12 protein-coding genes are annotated in these 13,590 nt (G+C 66.8%); 5 read left to right on the forward strand and 7 right to left on the reverse strand.

Translation table 11 applies throughout. The features are described 5' to 3' along the window. Nucleotides 1-11: 11 nt before the first annotated feature. Complete coding sequence (locus A37E_RS0116205; protein WP_245279354.1) at nt 12-671, forward strand: MarC family protein; 660 nt, start codon at nt 12-14, stop codon at nt 669-671. Nucleotides 672-679: 8 nt separating this feature from the next. Here A37E_RS0116205 and A37E_RS0116210 read toward each other — a convergent pair whose 3' ends face one another. Further along, complete coding sequence (locus tag A37E_RS0116210) at nt 680-1,270, reverse strand: cupin domain-containing protein (RefSeq protein ID WP_051679096.1); 591 nt, start codon at nt 1,268-1,270, stop codon at nt 680-682. Between the two features lie 97 nt (nt 1,271-1,367). Between A37E_RS0116210 and A37E_RS0116215 the strand changes: the two genes are divergently transcribed. Further along, the gene (locus A37E_RS0116215; RefSeq protein WP_029557571.1) at nt 1,368-2,702 is read left to right on the forward strand and encodes an aspartate aminotransferase family protein; all 1,335 of its coding nucleotides are present in this window, start codon (nt 1,368-1,370) and stop codon (nt 2,700-2,702) included. Between the two features lie 45 nt (nt 2,703-2,747). Here the strand turns inward: A37E_RS0116215 and A37E_RS0116220 are convergent, their stop codons facing one another. The 6 genes from A37E_RS0116220 to A37E_RS0116245 are packed head-to-tail and all read right to left on the reverse strand — an operon-like array spanning nt 2,748 to nt 10,762. Further along, nucleotides 2,748-4,094: an aspartate aminotransferase family protein gene (locus tag A37E_RS0116220; protein ID WP_245279355.1), complete on the reverse strand. Its 1,347-nt coding sequence runs from the start codon at nt 4,092-4,094 to the stop codon at nt 2,748-2,750. A gap of 16 nt (nt 4,095-4,110) precedes the next feature. Beyond that, entirely contained in the window at nt 4,111-5,196 is a 1,086-nt protein-coding gene (locus A37E_RS0116225; RefSeq protein WP_051679097.1) for a phosphotransferase, read from the reverse strand. Between the two features lie 55 nt (nt 5,197-5,251). Next, nucleotides 5,252-5,998 carry a TetR/AcrR family transcriptional regulator gene (locus A37E_RS0116230; protein WP_245279356.1) on the reverse strand — a complete coding sequence of 249 codons (747 nt, stop codon included), beginning with the start codon at nt 5,996-5,998 and terminating at the stop codon, nt 5,252-5,254. Between the two features lie 55 nt (nt 5,999-6,053). Continuing rightward, nucleotides 6,054-6,917: a sugar phosphate isomerase/epimerase family protein gene (locus A37E_RS0116235; protein ID WP_029557575.1), complete on the reverse strand. Its 864-nt coding sequence runs from the start codon at nt 6,915-6,917 to the stop codon at nt 6,054-6,056. After that, nucleotides 6,914-8,656, reverse strand: a complete 1,743-nt coding sequence (locus A37E_RS0116240) for a hydantoinase B/oxoprolinase family protein (protein ID WP_029557576.1) — start codon at nt 8,654-8,656, stop codon at nt 6,914-6,916. Before A37E_RS0116240 ends, A37E_RS0116235 begins: the two co-directional genes overlap by 4 nt. A 12-nt stretch (nt 8,657-8,668) precedes the next feature. Then, complete coding sequence (locus tag A37E_RS0116245; RefSeq protein ID WP_245279357.1) at nt 8,669-10,762, reverse strand: hydantoinase/oxoprolinase family protein; 2,094 nt, start codon at nt 10,760-10,762, stop codon at nt 8,669-8,671. A gap of 162 nt (nt 10,763-10,924) precedes the next feature. Here A37E_RS0116245 and A37E_RS0116250 point away from each other — a divergent pair, with 162 nt between their 5' ends. Genes A37E_RS0116250 through A37E_RS0116260 form a run of 3 tightly spaced genes read left to right on the forward strand, consistent with a single transcriptional unit; the run spans nt 10,925 to nt 13,589 of the window. Beyond that, nucleotides 10,925-11,926: an ABC transporter substrate-binding protein gene (locus tag A37E_RS0116250; protein ID WP_029557578.1), complete on the forward strand. Its 1,002-nt coding sequence runs from the start codon at nt 10,925-10,927 to the stop codon at nt 11,924-11,926. Continuing rightward, a complete protein-coding gene (locus tag A37E_RS0116255; protein ID WP_348550883.1) occupies nt 11,923-12,741 on the forward strand; it encodes an ABC transporter ATP-binding protein in 819 nt (272 codons plus the stop codon). The genes A37E_RS0116250 and A37E_RS0116255 overlap by 4 nt, the downstream gene beginning before the upstream one ends. Continuing rightward, nucleotides 12,738-13,589 (forward strand): ABC transporter permease, encoded by an 852-nt coding sequence (locus A37E_RS0116260; protein ID WP_245279358.1) that lies wholly within the window; start codon nt 12,738-12,740, stop codon nt 13,587-13,589. The genes A37E_RS0116255 and A37E_RS0116260 overlap by 4 nt, the downstream gene beginning before the upstream one ends. The last annotated feature ends 1 nt before the right edge of the window (nt 13,590 follow it).

Raw genomic sequence — 13,590 nt, forward strand, 5'->3', positions numbered from 1 at the left:
GGGCTTGCGACGTGAACTTTGCCGGTATCGATCTGACGCTGTCCGCCAAGCTGTTCGCGGCGCTCTTCGCCATCATGAATCCGCTGACGATCATCCCGGTGTTCCTCAGCCTGACGGCGGACCGCTCGCCGGCCGAGCGGCGCAGCACCATGCTGGTGCTGAACGCGACGGTGGCGCTCGGCTGTCTTGTCTGCGCATTGGGCGGACGGTTCGTGCTGGGCATGTTCGGCATCGATGTCACCCACTTCCAGTTGGCGGGCGGCCTCATCGTGCTGCTCCTCGCGCTCTCCATGCTCAGCGGCGAGGAACACAGTGCGCACGCCGGTACGGAGGCGGAAAAGAAGACCTTCAGCTCCGCTTCCAGCCTCGGCGTCTACCCGCTGGGCATTCCCCTTTCCATCGGGCCGGGAACGATGACGACAATCATCATCTTCTCCGGCTCCAGCACCACCGCGGGCGGCGCGGCGGGGTTCTATCTCGGGCTCATCGGCTACGTGGTGTTCTTCGGCATCGCAATGGCCGCGGCACCCGCCCTCTCTTCCATCCTTTCTCCCACCGCGCTGAGCATTTCCAAGCGCCTGATGGGCATCGTGCTGGCCGCCATCGCCATGGAGATGCTGAGCGCCGCGCTGGGCCACCTCTTCCCGGCCTGGGTCGCGCACGCTGGATAGGGCGGCCGTCAGAAGCTCGGCGGGGTGCAGGCGCTGATGACCTCGCAGGGGCGCGGGCCGATGCAGCGGAAGCGGTGCGGGCGGCGGCTCTCGAAATAATAGGCGTCGCCGGGACCCAGGATGCGCCGCACGGCGTCGACCGTCACCTCCAGCCGGCCGGACAGAACAATGCCGCCTTCCTCGCCCTCGTGGACCAGCGGGACGACGCCGGTGTCGGCTCCCGGCTGATAGCACTCTTTCAGAATCTGCAGCTTGCGGCCGAACAGGCGCTCGCCCACCTGGCGATAGGAGATCGCGCCCTTGCCGATCTCGGTGAGTTCCTCGGCGGCATAGAACGTCTGCTTCGGTGCCTCCGGTTCGAACGCGAAGAATTCGGCGAGGCCGATGGGGATGCCCTCCAGAATCCGCTTCAAGGCGCCGACCGAGGGGTTCGAGGTGTTCGACTCGATCAGCGAGATGGTCGAGTTGGTCACGCCCGTCCGCTTCGCCAGCTCGCGCTGGGAGATGCCGTGCAGGAGCCGCAGCTGGCGCAGCCGGTCCCCGATGTCCATGGCGGAGGTCCCCGTTTCGGGTGTTGCGAATATCGAAAACAATGCCATCAGATGTACATAATTTCAATGAGATAGACGGCATCAGAAAACGACTTGTTCAGTCTCGCCAATTGGCCGATGTGAAGGCAGCCATGAGGAGAGCGGCATGACCCTTCACGTCCGGACCAACCAGCCCAATCTCGAAAATTTCTGGATGCCGTTCACGGCGAACCGCCAGTTCAAGGCCGCACCCCGGCTGCTGTCGGGCGCGCAGGGCATGTATTACACCGATATCGACGGCAACACGGTTCTGGACGGAACTGCCGGACTTTGGTGCGTCAATGCCGGCCATGGCCGCAAGGAGATTGCGGAGGCTGTTGCACGCCAGCTGGGCGAACTCGATTTCGCGCCCACTTTCCAGATGGGCCATCCCATCGTCTTCGCCTTCGCCGAGAAGCTCGCCGCCATCGCGCCGGGCGGGAAGGAGGGCGGTCTCGACCGCGTGTTCTTTACCGGCTCGGGTTCGGAATCGGTGGATACGGCGCTCAAGATCGCCATCGCCTATCAGAGGGCGATCGGGCAGGGCACCCGCACCCGAGTCATCGGCCGTGAGAAGGGCTATCACGGCGTCGGGTTCGGCGGCATCTCGGTGGGCGGCCTCGTCAACAACCGCCGGGTTTTCCCGCAGATTCCCGCCGACCACATGCGCCACACGCTCGACACCGAGCGCAACGCCTTCTCGAAGGGCCTGCCGGCCCATGGCATCGAACTGGCCGAGGATCTGGAGCGGCTCGTCGCCCTGCACGGCGCCGAGACCATCGCGGCCGTCATCGTCGAGCCCATGGCCGGTTCGGCCGGCGTCATCCTGCCGCCGAAGGGGTATCTGGAGCGCCTGCGGGCCATCGCCGACAAGTACGGCATCCTGCTGATTTTCGATGAGGTCATCACCGGCTTCGGCCGCCTCGGCACGCCGTTCGCGACGGACTATTTCGGCGTGACACCGGATATCGTGACCACCGCCAAGGGCCTGACCAACGGCGCCATTCCCATGGGCGCCGTCTTCGCCTCGCGGAAGGTCCATGATGGCCTCATGACCGGCCCGGAAAGCCAGATCGAGCTGTTCCACGGCTACACCTATTCCGGCCACCCGGTGGCGTGCGCGGCCGGGCTTGCGACGCTGGGCATCTATGCCGAGGAAGGGCTCCTGACCCGGGGTGCGGCGCTTGCGGACTATTGGCAGGAGGCCCTGCATTCCCTGAAGGGCCTGCCGCACGTGGCGGATATCCGCAACCTCGGCCTCGTCGGCGCCATCGAGCTTCGCTCGCGTGACGGCGCACCGGGCGCACGGGCCTATGACGTCTTCGTCGAGTGCTTCCGCAAGGGGCTCCTCATCCGCGTCACCGGCGACATCATCGCCTTGTCGCCGCCCCTGATCGTCGAGAAGGAGCAGATCGATACCATCGTCTCGATCATCGCCGACACGCTGAAGACCGCCGCCTGACGGTGAAACCCAGCCGCCGCAAGGACTTTGCGGCGGCTGGGCCGATCAGACGGCCTTCAAGGTCTCGGCCAGGGTGGTGAGGAGGTGATCGGCATCCGCCGCCGAGAACACGAGCGGCGGCCGGATCTTCAGCGTGTTCGCGTGATACCCGGTCGCCGAGATCAGCACCCGGCGCTGGCGCAGCCCGTCCACCACCGCGAGGGCGGTCGCGGAATCGGGTTCCTTGGTGGACCGGTCCTTCACGAATTCCACGCCGATATAGAGGCCCGCGCCCCTGATATCGCCGATCCGCTCGTCGGACTTGGCGATCTCCCGGATGCCCTCCCGGATCATCTGTCCGATGCGGGATGCATTCTCCTGCAGCCTCTCCGACTTCAGCACATCGAAGGTCGCCCGCGCGGCGGCGATGGCCACGGTATTGCCGCCGAAGGTGTTGAAATAGCGCATCTCGTTGCCGAAACGCTCGATGACGTGCGGCGCGACGGCTACCGCGGCGACGGGGAAGCCGTTGCCCATGGGCTTGCCCATGGTGACGATATCCGGCTGAAGGCCGTGGCGCTGGAAGCCCCAGAACGTGTCTCCGGAACGGCCGAAGCCCGCTTGCACCTCATCGGCGATCACCACGCCGCCGGCGGCGCGCACCACCTCCGCGATGGGTCCGAGAATGTCGGTCGGATCGGCATAGATGCCGTCCGACGAAAACAGGGAATCGGCGATGAAGGCGGCCAGCCCCTCGCCCCGCCGCTCCAGTTCCTCGATCTCGTATCTCAGCTGGCGGATGAGCGTCGCCGCGATCTCCGCGTGGCTCATGCGGTAGGAATCCGGCCCCGGAATGCGCCGGACCCACTCGCCGAGCGGCGACTTCTTCCCGAGCGACGGCGACAGGCCGGCTGTGAGGAAGGAATTGCCGGTATAGGCCTCGGACGTGATGACGATGCCCTTGCGCCCGGTGTGGTGCATGGCGATCCGCAGCGCGAGGTCGTTGGCCTCCGACCCGGTGCAGGTGAACATGATGTGGCGGATGGGGTCGCCGAAGGTCGGGACGATCTGGTCCGCGAAGTCCAGAATGCCGTCCTGCAGATATCGCGTGTGCGTGCACAGCGTCTGCATCTGCTCGTAGACCGCTTCAACCACCCGGGGATGGCAGTGGCCGACGGACACGACGTTGTTGTAGGCGTCGAGATATTCGTTGCCGGCGCTGTCCCAGAGAAGGGTGCCCTTCGCGCGCTTGATCTCCACCGGATGGGCATACATGAGGCGGTAGGCCGGGCCCAGCAGCGCCTGACGGCGCGCCACCATGTCCCGTGTCGCGGGATCGAGGGCGGAGATGTTGGACGGATCGAAGCCGTTCACCATCCCGACGTTGGTCTTGCGTTCCTTCACCTGGGTCATGTCGGAAACGCCTCCTTCACGTGGCGGACTGAATGCGGGGTCGAACGCTGAGAAAGGTCTCGCTGACCTCCTCGATGGAGCGGCTGAGGAAATGGTCCAGCTGCGACCAGCTCTGGTGCGTGTTGCGCAGGATGTAGGTCGCGTTGTCGGGAAACTGTTCCGCCCGCCAGGTGGTGATGAGCGCGCGGGCCACCACGCGGGCCATGATCATGTGCGGCAGAAGCCGCAGTTCGTCCGGCGTCAGGTCGGCCACGCCGAGGTAGCCGCGCAACAGGTCGCGGCCGGCGTCGAACATGCCATCCGATCCCACCGGGCTGAGCTGGTTGAGAAGCGCGGTCGAGAGGTCGATGACGATGGCGGTGCGCACGACGTCGCCGAAATCGATGATGCCGGAGATGAACTGCGGCCGTCCGCGATCCACCACCACGTTGGAGCGGCTGAAATCGTTGTGCAGGACCTGCGTGCGGCAGGCCTCGAGCCGGCCTTGCAGCGTGATGAAGCGATCGAGCCCGCGTTCGAGCTGGCGACGGCGGTCCCTGTCCTCCATCCGTTCCACCAGGAAGGCAAGCTTGGGCAGATGCTGCACGTCCCAGGCGATCTCGCGGGTGTCGTGGGGGTGGGAGAAGCGGGCCATGGCCAGACGCAGGCGGGCGAGGATGGCCCCCAGCTTCTCGCGCTCTTCTCCGGTCGCCTCGAGCCGGTCGAGCGGCGTGCCCTCGAGATAGGTCAGCACTCGCACCAGCCGAATCTGCCCGTGTCCGTCCTCGTGCGACAGGAACGCTTCGCCCTCCCGCGTCCGCACCACCCGCGGCACCGGCAGGAGAGGATCGGCCTTGGCCACGTGGTCGAGCAGTTCGGCTTGCAGCGAGATCTCGCGCGGGTCCTCGTCCGGATTGGAGAATTTGGCGATGTGGCGGCCCCGCGCGCCGTTCACGAGGAAGGTATCGTCCTTCTCGGTATCGAGCCGCGTCAAAGTCCCCGCCACGCCGAAGTGGCGGGTGAGGACAGCGACCGCCTCGTCCTGCGGTATGGAGCGGAAGGCGGTAGCCAGCCCTCCGGCCATGAGAAGGCTATCGGGCGCGGTGGAAGGCGGGGTCGGCATGTCGTGTCGTGCTTCCTCGGGGGCGGTGTCGCGCTGTTGCGTCGGCGGGCGGGCGTCAGACCTTGGCGATCACACGCTTCCTGCGGCCGGGCGCCGCGATTTCGGGTTGGGGCATCGCGTTCCCCGAAGCCCCTTGCGGCGCCGCGCTGCCGTCGGCCGGCGGGTTGGGGGCGCCCTCGGTGAGATAGGCGAGGGTCATGTCGATGATGGTCTTCCTGTGCTGCTCCAGAAAGTCGGGACGCATCAGGTCGCGGTCAAAGATCATGGACAAAGTGAAACGGTTCGAGATGTAGAAATAGCCCATCGCCGAGATCGAGATGTAGAGATCGATGGCGTCCACGCCCGGCCGGAACACCCCCTTGCGCTCGCCCTCCCGCAGGATGGCGTCCACCGCGCCGGCGAGGCGGCTGTAAAGCTGGCGGATGATCGGCGACTTGGCGACATGGCGCCCGCGATGGATGTTCTCCGAGTTCATCATCACGATGACCTCGGGCTCCTCGATGAAGGTCTGGAAGGTCGCATCGCACAGGCGGCGGATCGCCGCCACGGGCTCCAGACCAGTGAGGGGGATTTCCTCCTGCCGGCGGCGCATGGCCTCGTAGGTGCGCTCCAGCACCTTCACATACAGCTCCTCCTTGGAGCTGAAGTGATGATAGAGCAGGTTCTTGCTGATCTTGGCGCGGGCGATGATGGCGTCCACCCGCGCCCCGTCGTACCCCCGCCGGGCAAACTCCATCTGCGCAGCCGCGAGGATCTTGTCCTGCGTTCCGATGGAATCGCGCTTGCGGGGCTTCTCGCTCACGACCGAGCCTTCCTTTTCGACCATGATGTCATGAGGATGCGCGACGTCGGCTGCGTCAACCGCAAACTGCCGCGCGGGCGCGTGGTGCGACGAACGGCTCGCACCGTTCCAGGCTGATGCGCGTCGTTTCGGCGGCATCACGGGTCCACCAGTCGAGCTTCGAGAAGATCTCGATCTCGAACGGGCCATCGTATGCGAGTTCGTCCAGGAGACGGCGATAGAAGGCGATGTCGATGACGCCGTCGCCCACCATGCCGCGGTCCTGATAGACATCGCGGGTCGGCACCAGCCAGTCGCACAGGTGGAAGGTGAGGATGCGCGCGGCGCCGGCTGCCTTCAGGCCCGCCGCGAAGTCCGGATCCCACCAGCAATGGTACACGTCGGCCACGATGCCGGTGCCGGCGCCCATCGCATCCACCAGATCGAGGCAATGGCGGAAGGTGTTGAGGCAAGAGCGATCGGCCGCGAACATGGGATGCAGGGGTTCGAGGCCGAGGGCGACGCCAGCGGCGCGGGCGTGGGGCAGAAGCTCGGCCAGCGCATCCGCCACCCGGTCGCGGGCCGCGCCGATGTCCTTCTCGCCGGTGGCGAGGCCGCCGGGCACCACGACGAGGCACGCCGCACCGAGCGCATGCGCTGCATCGAGCCGCCTGCGGTTCTCGTCGATGGCCGCCGCACGGGCGAGGGGATCGGCCAGATTGACCCACGCCGTCGTGCACAGGCAGGGGACGAACAGCCCGGCATCGCGGATCAGCCGGCCGGCGGCGGCCGGGGCGATGCCGTCCAGATACTGGTTCCAGACCCCGATGCCGCGCGCGCCGTGGCGCGCGTAGGTGTCCACCGCCTCCGCGAGGGAGAGGGAGGGCGTGGTGATCTGGTTGATGGCGAAGCGGGAGAAATCGCCGGACACCGTGCTCATGATCCGTTCCCTGCCATGGCGCTGCGCAGCGCGGCTGTCGCGTGGGCATCGACGGCACCGTTCACCACCAGCACGCCGAAACCGTCGCGGGCATAAGCGGGGCTGATCTTGCCGTCCAGCACATCCTCCAGCACGGCTTCCGGCGGGCGCGTCAGGGGATCGCCATAGCCGCCGCCCCCGGCCTGCTCGTGGCGGATCACTGTGCCCTTGGTCACGTTGCGCGTGACCTTGCTGGCCAGCAGCTCGAAATTGCCGGCCTCGGACAGGAGGTTGCGCGAGAGCGCGCCCGGCTTGCCGCCGAACAGGCCGTAGGGCGCATGGGCATAGCGGTCTGCGCGCAGCTGCATCACCGCCTCATCGGCCAGCAAGCGATACTGACGGACCACGCCGAGACCGCCCCGCGTGCGGCCGGCGCCGCAGGAATCGTCGCGCAGGGCGTATTCCTCGATCATGAGCGGATAGGTCGCCTCCATGATCTCCACCGGCATGTTCGACATGTTTTGCGAGGGGTTCGTCACCGCGTCGATGCCGTCGCGTGTCGCTCGCGCTCCGAGCGCGCCGTTGATCATGTCCACCACGATGAAGGGCTCGCGGGTTTCGGTGTCGTAGCCGCCGAGGCAGACCACCGTGTTGCCGCCTTCGCCTGCGGCGCACACCCGCTCGGGCACGATGCCGGCCAGGGCGCCGAGCACCGTGTCCACCACCCGGTAGCCGGTGAGGGCGCGGGCGGCGACGGGCGCGGGAAATTCGGGGTTGAGCACGCTGCCCTTCGGTGCGCTCACGTCGATGCAGCGATAGAGGCCCGCATTGTTCGGCACATCGGGATCGAGCACGCAGCGCACGGCGAGGTAGGTGGCCGACTTCACGAAGGACAGTGTGGAATTGATCGCGCCCTTCACCTGCGGCGACGAGCCTTCGAAATCCACGCCGATGTGGTCGCCCTTGACCGTGATGGTCACATGGATCGGGATTTCGCTCTCGTCGAAGCCGTCGCCATCGATGTAGTCGGTGAAGGAATAGGCGCCATCGGGCCAGGCGGCGAAGGCCTTACGCACGAGGCGCTCGCCATAGTCCAGGAACTCCGCAAGGAATTTCTCCACCAGCGGAATGCCGTACTTCTCGGTGAGCCGCAGGAACTCCCGCTCACCCAGGGCGCAGGTCGCGAGCTGCGCCTCAAGGTCGCCGATGACGAGATCGGGCAGGCGCACATTCTTCGAGATGATGTCGAAGAGGGTCTTGTTGCGAACGCCCTTGTCGAACAGCTTCAAGGGCGGAATGCGCAGCCCTTCCTGGAAGATCTCGGTGGAATCCGAGGCGTTGGAACCCGGCACGCGGCCGCCCACGTCGCAATGGTGGCAGATCACGACGGCATAGCCGATGTGCTGCGCGCCGTCGAAGATGGGCTTGAACATGAAGATATCCGGCAGGTGCATCCCGCCGTCATAGGGGTCGTTCAGGATGATGACGTCGCCGGGATTGAGGTCGTCGCCATAGTGGCGCTGGATCGCCTCCATGGCGTCCGGCACGGCGCCGAGGTGCAGCGCCACGGTCTTCGCCTGGGCGAGGATGCGCCCCTTCGCGTCGCACATGGTGGCGGAATAGTCGAGCACGTCGCGCACGATAGGGGAGCGGGCGGTGCGCATGACCGTGTAGGCCATGTCGTCCACGATGGATTCGAACGCGCTCTTGAGCACCGCGAAGGTGACGGGATCGATGGTCTTGTCGGTCTGGTCGAGCATGGCGCGATCCCGTCAGGCGAGGGTGATCAGGAGATTGGCGTGGGCATCCGCCTCGGCGGTGGCGCCGGGGGGCACCACCACGGTGCTGTCCGCCCCCTCGATGACGGCGGGGCCGACGATGCGGGCGGGGCAGCGCGTGCGCACATAGACCGGCGTGTCGATGTGGCCCTGCTCCGCGCCGTAATAGACCTTGCGGATGCTCTCCGGTTCGCTCGAACCTTCCCCACGAGCCTGGGCGGCGCGGAAGTCGATCTTGCCGGGCCTGAGGCCTCGGCCGATCACCCGCAGACTCACCACCTCGATGGTGTCGGAGGAGGAGTAGCTGTAGATGGCCTCATAGGCCGCCTTGAAGGCCGCGTGCAGCGCATCCCGGTCCGCCAGATAGGGCACGGAGAGGGACATTTCCTGGCCACGGAAGCGCATGTCCACCTCGCGCGTCACACTAATCAGGTGCTCGGCCACGTCCTCGCTGGCGAGGGCGGCACGGGCATCCGCTTCCAGCGTAGCGAAGGCCGTCTCGGCCTCGGCCGGCTGGAAATCGGCGAGTTTCACGGCGAACGGGCGGATGAAATAGCGCTCCACATCCCCCGCCAGCATGCCCATGGCGGTGAACACGCCGGGCGAGGCGGGCACTAGCACGCGGGGCATGGACAAAAGGCGCGCGATGTCCGCCGCATGGACGGGGCCGGAGCCGCCGATGGCCACCAGCGTGAAGTCGCGCGGATCGACGCCGCGCTCCACCGTCACGGCGCGGATGGCGCGGGCCATGTTGGCGTTCACCACGTCGCGCACGCCGCAGGCGGCATCCTCCGGCGTGAGGCCGAACGGGTCGGCGAGATCGCGGGCGATGGCCGTGCGAGCCGCCTCCACTGACAGGGCGCGCGAGCCGCCGGCGAGCTGGGCGGGAAGGTATCCCAGCAGGAGATTGGCGTCCGTCACCGTGGGCCGCGAGCCGCCGATGCCGTAACAGGCGGGGCCGGGGTCGGCGCCGGCCGAGACGGGGCCCACGCGCATCAGCCCGCCCTGGTCCACATAGGCGATAGAGCCGGCGCCGGAACCGACCTCGGCCACGTCCACGGTGGGCACGCTCATCATGTAGCCGCCGGCCTTGATGAAGCGGCTGGGCGTGGAGATGCCAGCGCGGAATTCGTATTCGCTCACGCGCGTCAGCTCGCCGTTCTGCACCAGCGAGGCGGAGGCGGTGGTGCCGCCCATGTCGAAGACCACGAGATCCTTGATGTCCAGCGCCGCGCCGAGGCGCGAGCCCCCGACCACGCCGGCCGCCCGGCCGGACGAGATGAAGAACACCGGCTTTTCCCGCGCGGTGCCAGAGGAGGCGAGGGCGCCGTTGGAGTTGCACACCAGCAGGGGCGCATCGATGCCGGCATCGGCAAGGCCGCGCTCCAGGCGCGTGAGATAGGCCTCGAGCACCGGCCGCACGTAGGCGTTCACGACGGTGGTGCTGGTGCGCTCATATTCCTTGGCTTCGGGCAGCACCGAGATGGAACTCGAGACGCGCACCTGCGGGAAGTGCTCGGCGATCAGGGTGGCGGCGCGCTGCTCGTGGGCGGGATTGCGGTAGCTGTTGAGGAAGCAGACGGCAAAGGAGAAGATGCCCGCATCCACCAGCTCTTGCGCGGCTTCGAGCACGGCTGCCTCATCCAACGGCACGAGGATGGTGCCGTCGGCCGCGATGCGCTCGGACACCTCCTTGCGATGGCGGCGGGCAACCAGCGGAACCGGCTTTTCCCATTGAAGATCGAACATGGACGGCGTGCGCAGCCGGCCGATCTCCAGCACGTCGCGAAAGCCCTTGGTGGTAATGAGGCCGGTGGGGGCGCCGACCTTCTGCAGCAGGGTGTTGGAGCCCACGGTGGTGCCGTGCACCACCTCCGTCACCTCGCCGGGCGTCAGCCGGGCATCGGCGATGATGGCGGCGACGCCCTCCAGAACCGCTTCCTCGGGCGCCGCGGGGGTCGAGGCGACCTTGCGGTGGAACACTGCGCCGCGTCCATCCGCGAGCACGAGGTCCGTGAAGGTGCCGCCGATATCGACGCCGATGCGGGCGCCGGTCGAGGTGCGCTCCAGGCCGGTGAGTGTCCCCACGACATATCTCCTTCGTTATTGGACCAAATGGTTAGTTAGGATCCTCATTCGCGTCAAGAGACGAACTGCACAAACCATTTGCTGCGATTGGTGCATAAATCCTCTTGCAAGGCATATTGGACCATATAGTCTCATTTCGATGCCGAAGAGGGGATCGCAATAATGAAGATGACGTCCATCGCCGCCCGCCTCGTCCGGGCTGCCGCCGCCACCGCCCTGCTCGCCGGCCCGCTCGCCGCCGGCCCTGCCGCGGCGGAGGAGAAGATGACGATCCGTCTCGATTTCTCGCCCTGGGGCGTGCATGCGGGCATGCACCTCGCCAAGGAAAAGGGGTGGTTCAAGGATGCCGGCCTCGACGTGGACATTCAGGACGGTCGCGGCTCCGGCAACACGCTTCAGCTGGTGAATGCGGGGCAGGCGGATGTCGGCCAGATCCAGGTCGGCCTGCTGCCGCAGGCGCGGGAGAACGGCTCCACCGCCAAGGCCTTCGCCGGCTTCGACAAGCGGACCGACCTTGCGGTCCTCGTCGATCAGGATTCGCCGGTCGCCAAGGTCGCCGACTTCAAGGGCAAGAGCCTCGTGGTCTTCGCCGCCAGCCCCTGGGCGCCCTTCATCGACTACTGGCTCAAGCAGGGCGGCCTCGACCGCACCACCGTCAATGTGATGTTCGTCGATCCGTCTGCCGTGTGGGGCACCTACACCGCCAAGCGCGCCGACGGCCTGATGTCCACCGAGCCCTCCGCCATTCCCGTGGCCGCCGCCAACCGGCCCTCCAAGGCCATCCTTGCCGAAGACGTGGGCATCACCTTCCCGAGCTACGGCCTCATCGCCACCGAGAAGACCATCGACACCCGCAAGGATGCGCTGAAGAAGCTGGTCCAGGTGCAGCAGAAGGCGTGGGCCTACATCCGCGACGGCCATATCGACGAGGCGGCCGACGCCATCATCAAGCAGCGCCCCAACGCCAAGCTGGACAAGAAGGTGCTGGCCGACCAGATCAAGCTCACCATCGACTTCTTCGACACGCCCAACACCAAGGGCAAGCCCATCGGCTACCAGTCGCCGGACGATTGGGCGAAGGCGGCGAAGTCGGCGGTGGACGCGGGCGCGATCAAGCCCGGCACGGACCCCGCCACCTACTTCACCAACGAGTTCATCCAGTGAACGCGCACGTCGCCTCGATGACGGACGCCAATGCCATGGCCTATCTCTCCATCTCCGGCGTGCGCAAAACCTACGGCTCGCCGCGCGGCGCCGTCACCGCGCTGAAAGGCATCGACCTTGAGGTCAACGAGGGGGAGTTCGTCTCCATCCTCGGGCCGAGCGGCTGCGGGAAGTCCACGCTGCTCAAGTGTATCGCCGGACTTGAAGGCACGAGCGCCGGGACGATCCGCGTGGGCGGCGACGTCCTCACGGCCCCGCCCCGGGACATGGGCATCGTGTTCCAGCGGGACGTGCTGCTGGACTGGCGGACCATCCTGGACAACGTGCTCATCACCGCGGAATTCGCCGGCCTCAAGGGGCCGGCGGTGCGCGAGCGCGCGCTGGCGTTGCTGGGGCGCTTCGGGCTCGGCGGATTTGAGAGCCGCCATCCCTGGGAACTCTCCGGCGGCATGCGCCAGCGCGCCGCCATCTGCCGGGCCTTGCTCTGCGATCCCAAACTGCTGCTGATGGATGAGCCGTTCGGCGCCCTCGATGCCATGACGCGCGACGACCTCAACCTCGAACTCGCGCGCATCTGGCAGGACACGCGCAAGACCGTGGTGTTCGTGACCCATGGCATCACCGAGGCCATCTTCCTCTCCGACCGGGTGGTCATCATGGACCGCAATCCGGGCCGGATCGTCGAGGTCATCGACATCGACCTTCCCCGGCCCCGGCATCTCGCCATGCGGGAAAGCCCGGAGTTCGGCCGCTATGTCGCCCGTGTCCGCCACCTCTTCGCCAGCCTCGGCGTGCTGAAGGACGATGCCCCATGAGCGGTTCTGGAAACAGCGCCACCCAGAATAGCGCCACCGAGACTCTCGATCCGCCCATGCCCCAGCGCCTGCCCACCTCGCTGGTGGAAGTGGGCATGGTGGTGGGCCTGCTCATTGCCGTGCTCGTCCTGTGGGAGGCGGCGGTCTACGTCTTCAAGCCGGCGCCCATCATCCTGCCGGCGCCCAGCGTCATCTGGCAGGAATTCCTGCTGTCGCCGGGCTATTTCCTCCAGATGTCCGCCTTCACGCTCTACACCACCCTCGCGGGCTTCGGCCTCGCCGTGGTGCTGGGGCTCGCGCTGGCGGTGGGCATCGTCCATTCCAAATTCATCGAGCGCACGGTCTATACGCTGCTCGTCGCGCTCAACAGCGTGCCGAAGGTGGCGCTGGCCCCGCTGTTCGTGATCTGGATGGGCACGGGCGTGGAGCCCAAGATCGCCATCGCGCTCATGCTGGCGCTGTTCTCCGTCGTCATCGACGCGGTGCTGGGCCTGAGGTCGGTGGATCCGGACATGGTGAACCTCGCCCGCGCCAGCCGGGCCTCGTCCTTCGCCATCCTGCGCAAGATCCGCTTTCCGAATGCCTTGCCGAGCATCTTCGCGGGCCTGAAGGTGGCGATCTCCTTCGCGCTGGTGGGAGCCATCGTGGGCGAGTTCGTGGCGGGCTCCGAGGGCCTGGGCTTCGCCATCCTCACTGCGCAGGGGCAGTTCGACACGCCGCGCGTGTTCGTCTGCCTCATGCTGCTTGGCCTGCTCGGCACGGCGCTGTTCTTCGTGGTCGAGGCGTGCGAGCGCCTGCTGCTGCCGTGGCACGTGTCCCAGCGCGGTGGTGGCGGGTCCGGTCACTGAA

Source organism: Xanthobacter sp. 91 (assembly GCF_000702385.1).
GTDB lineage: Bacteria > Pseudomonadota > Alphaproteobacteria > Rhizobiales > Xanthobacteraceae > Xanthobacter > Xanthobacter aminoxidans.

Bases quoted from the DNA above. Each gene is read 5' to 3' on its own strand.
- A37E_RS0116240 (WP_029557576.1), bottom strand. From the start codon at position 8,656: ATGCTCGACCAGACCGACAAGACCATCGATCCCGTCACCTTCGCGGTG.
- A37E_RS0116220 (WP_245279355.1), bottom strand. From the start codon at position 4,094: ATGACCCAGGTGAAGGAACGCAAGACCAACGTCGGGATGGTGAACGGC.
- A37E_RS0116225 (WP_051679097.1), bottom strand. From the start codon at position 5,196: ATGCCGACCCCGCCTTCCACCGCGCCCGATAGCCTTCTCATGGCCGGA.
- A37E_RS0116260 (WP_245279358.1), top strand. From the start codon at position 12,738: ATGAGCGGTTCTGGAAACAGCGCCACCCAGAATAGCGCCACCGAGACT.
- A37E_RS0116235 (WP_029557575.1), bottom strand. From the start codon at position 6,917: ATGAGCACGGTGTCCGGCGATTTCTCCCGCTTCGCCATCAACCAGATC.
- A37E_RS0116210 (WP_051679096.1), bottom strand. From the start codon at position 1,270: ATGGCATTGTTTTCGATATTCGCAACACCCGAAACGGGGACCTCCGCC.
- A37E_RS0116215 (WP_029557571.1), top strand. From the start codon at position 1,368: ATGACCCTTCACGTCCGGACCAACCAGCCCAATCTCGAAAATTTCTGG.
- A37E_RS0116250 (WP_029557578.1), top strand. From the start codon at position 10,925: ATGAAGATGACGTCCATCGCCGCCCGCCTCGTCCGGGCTGCCGCCGCC.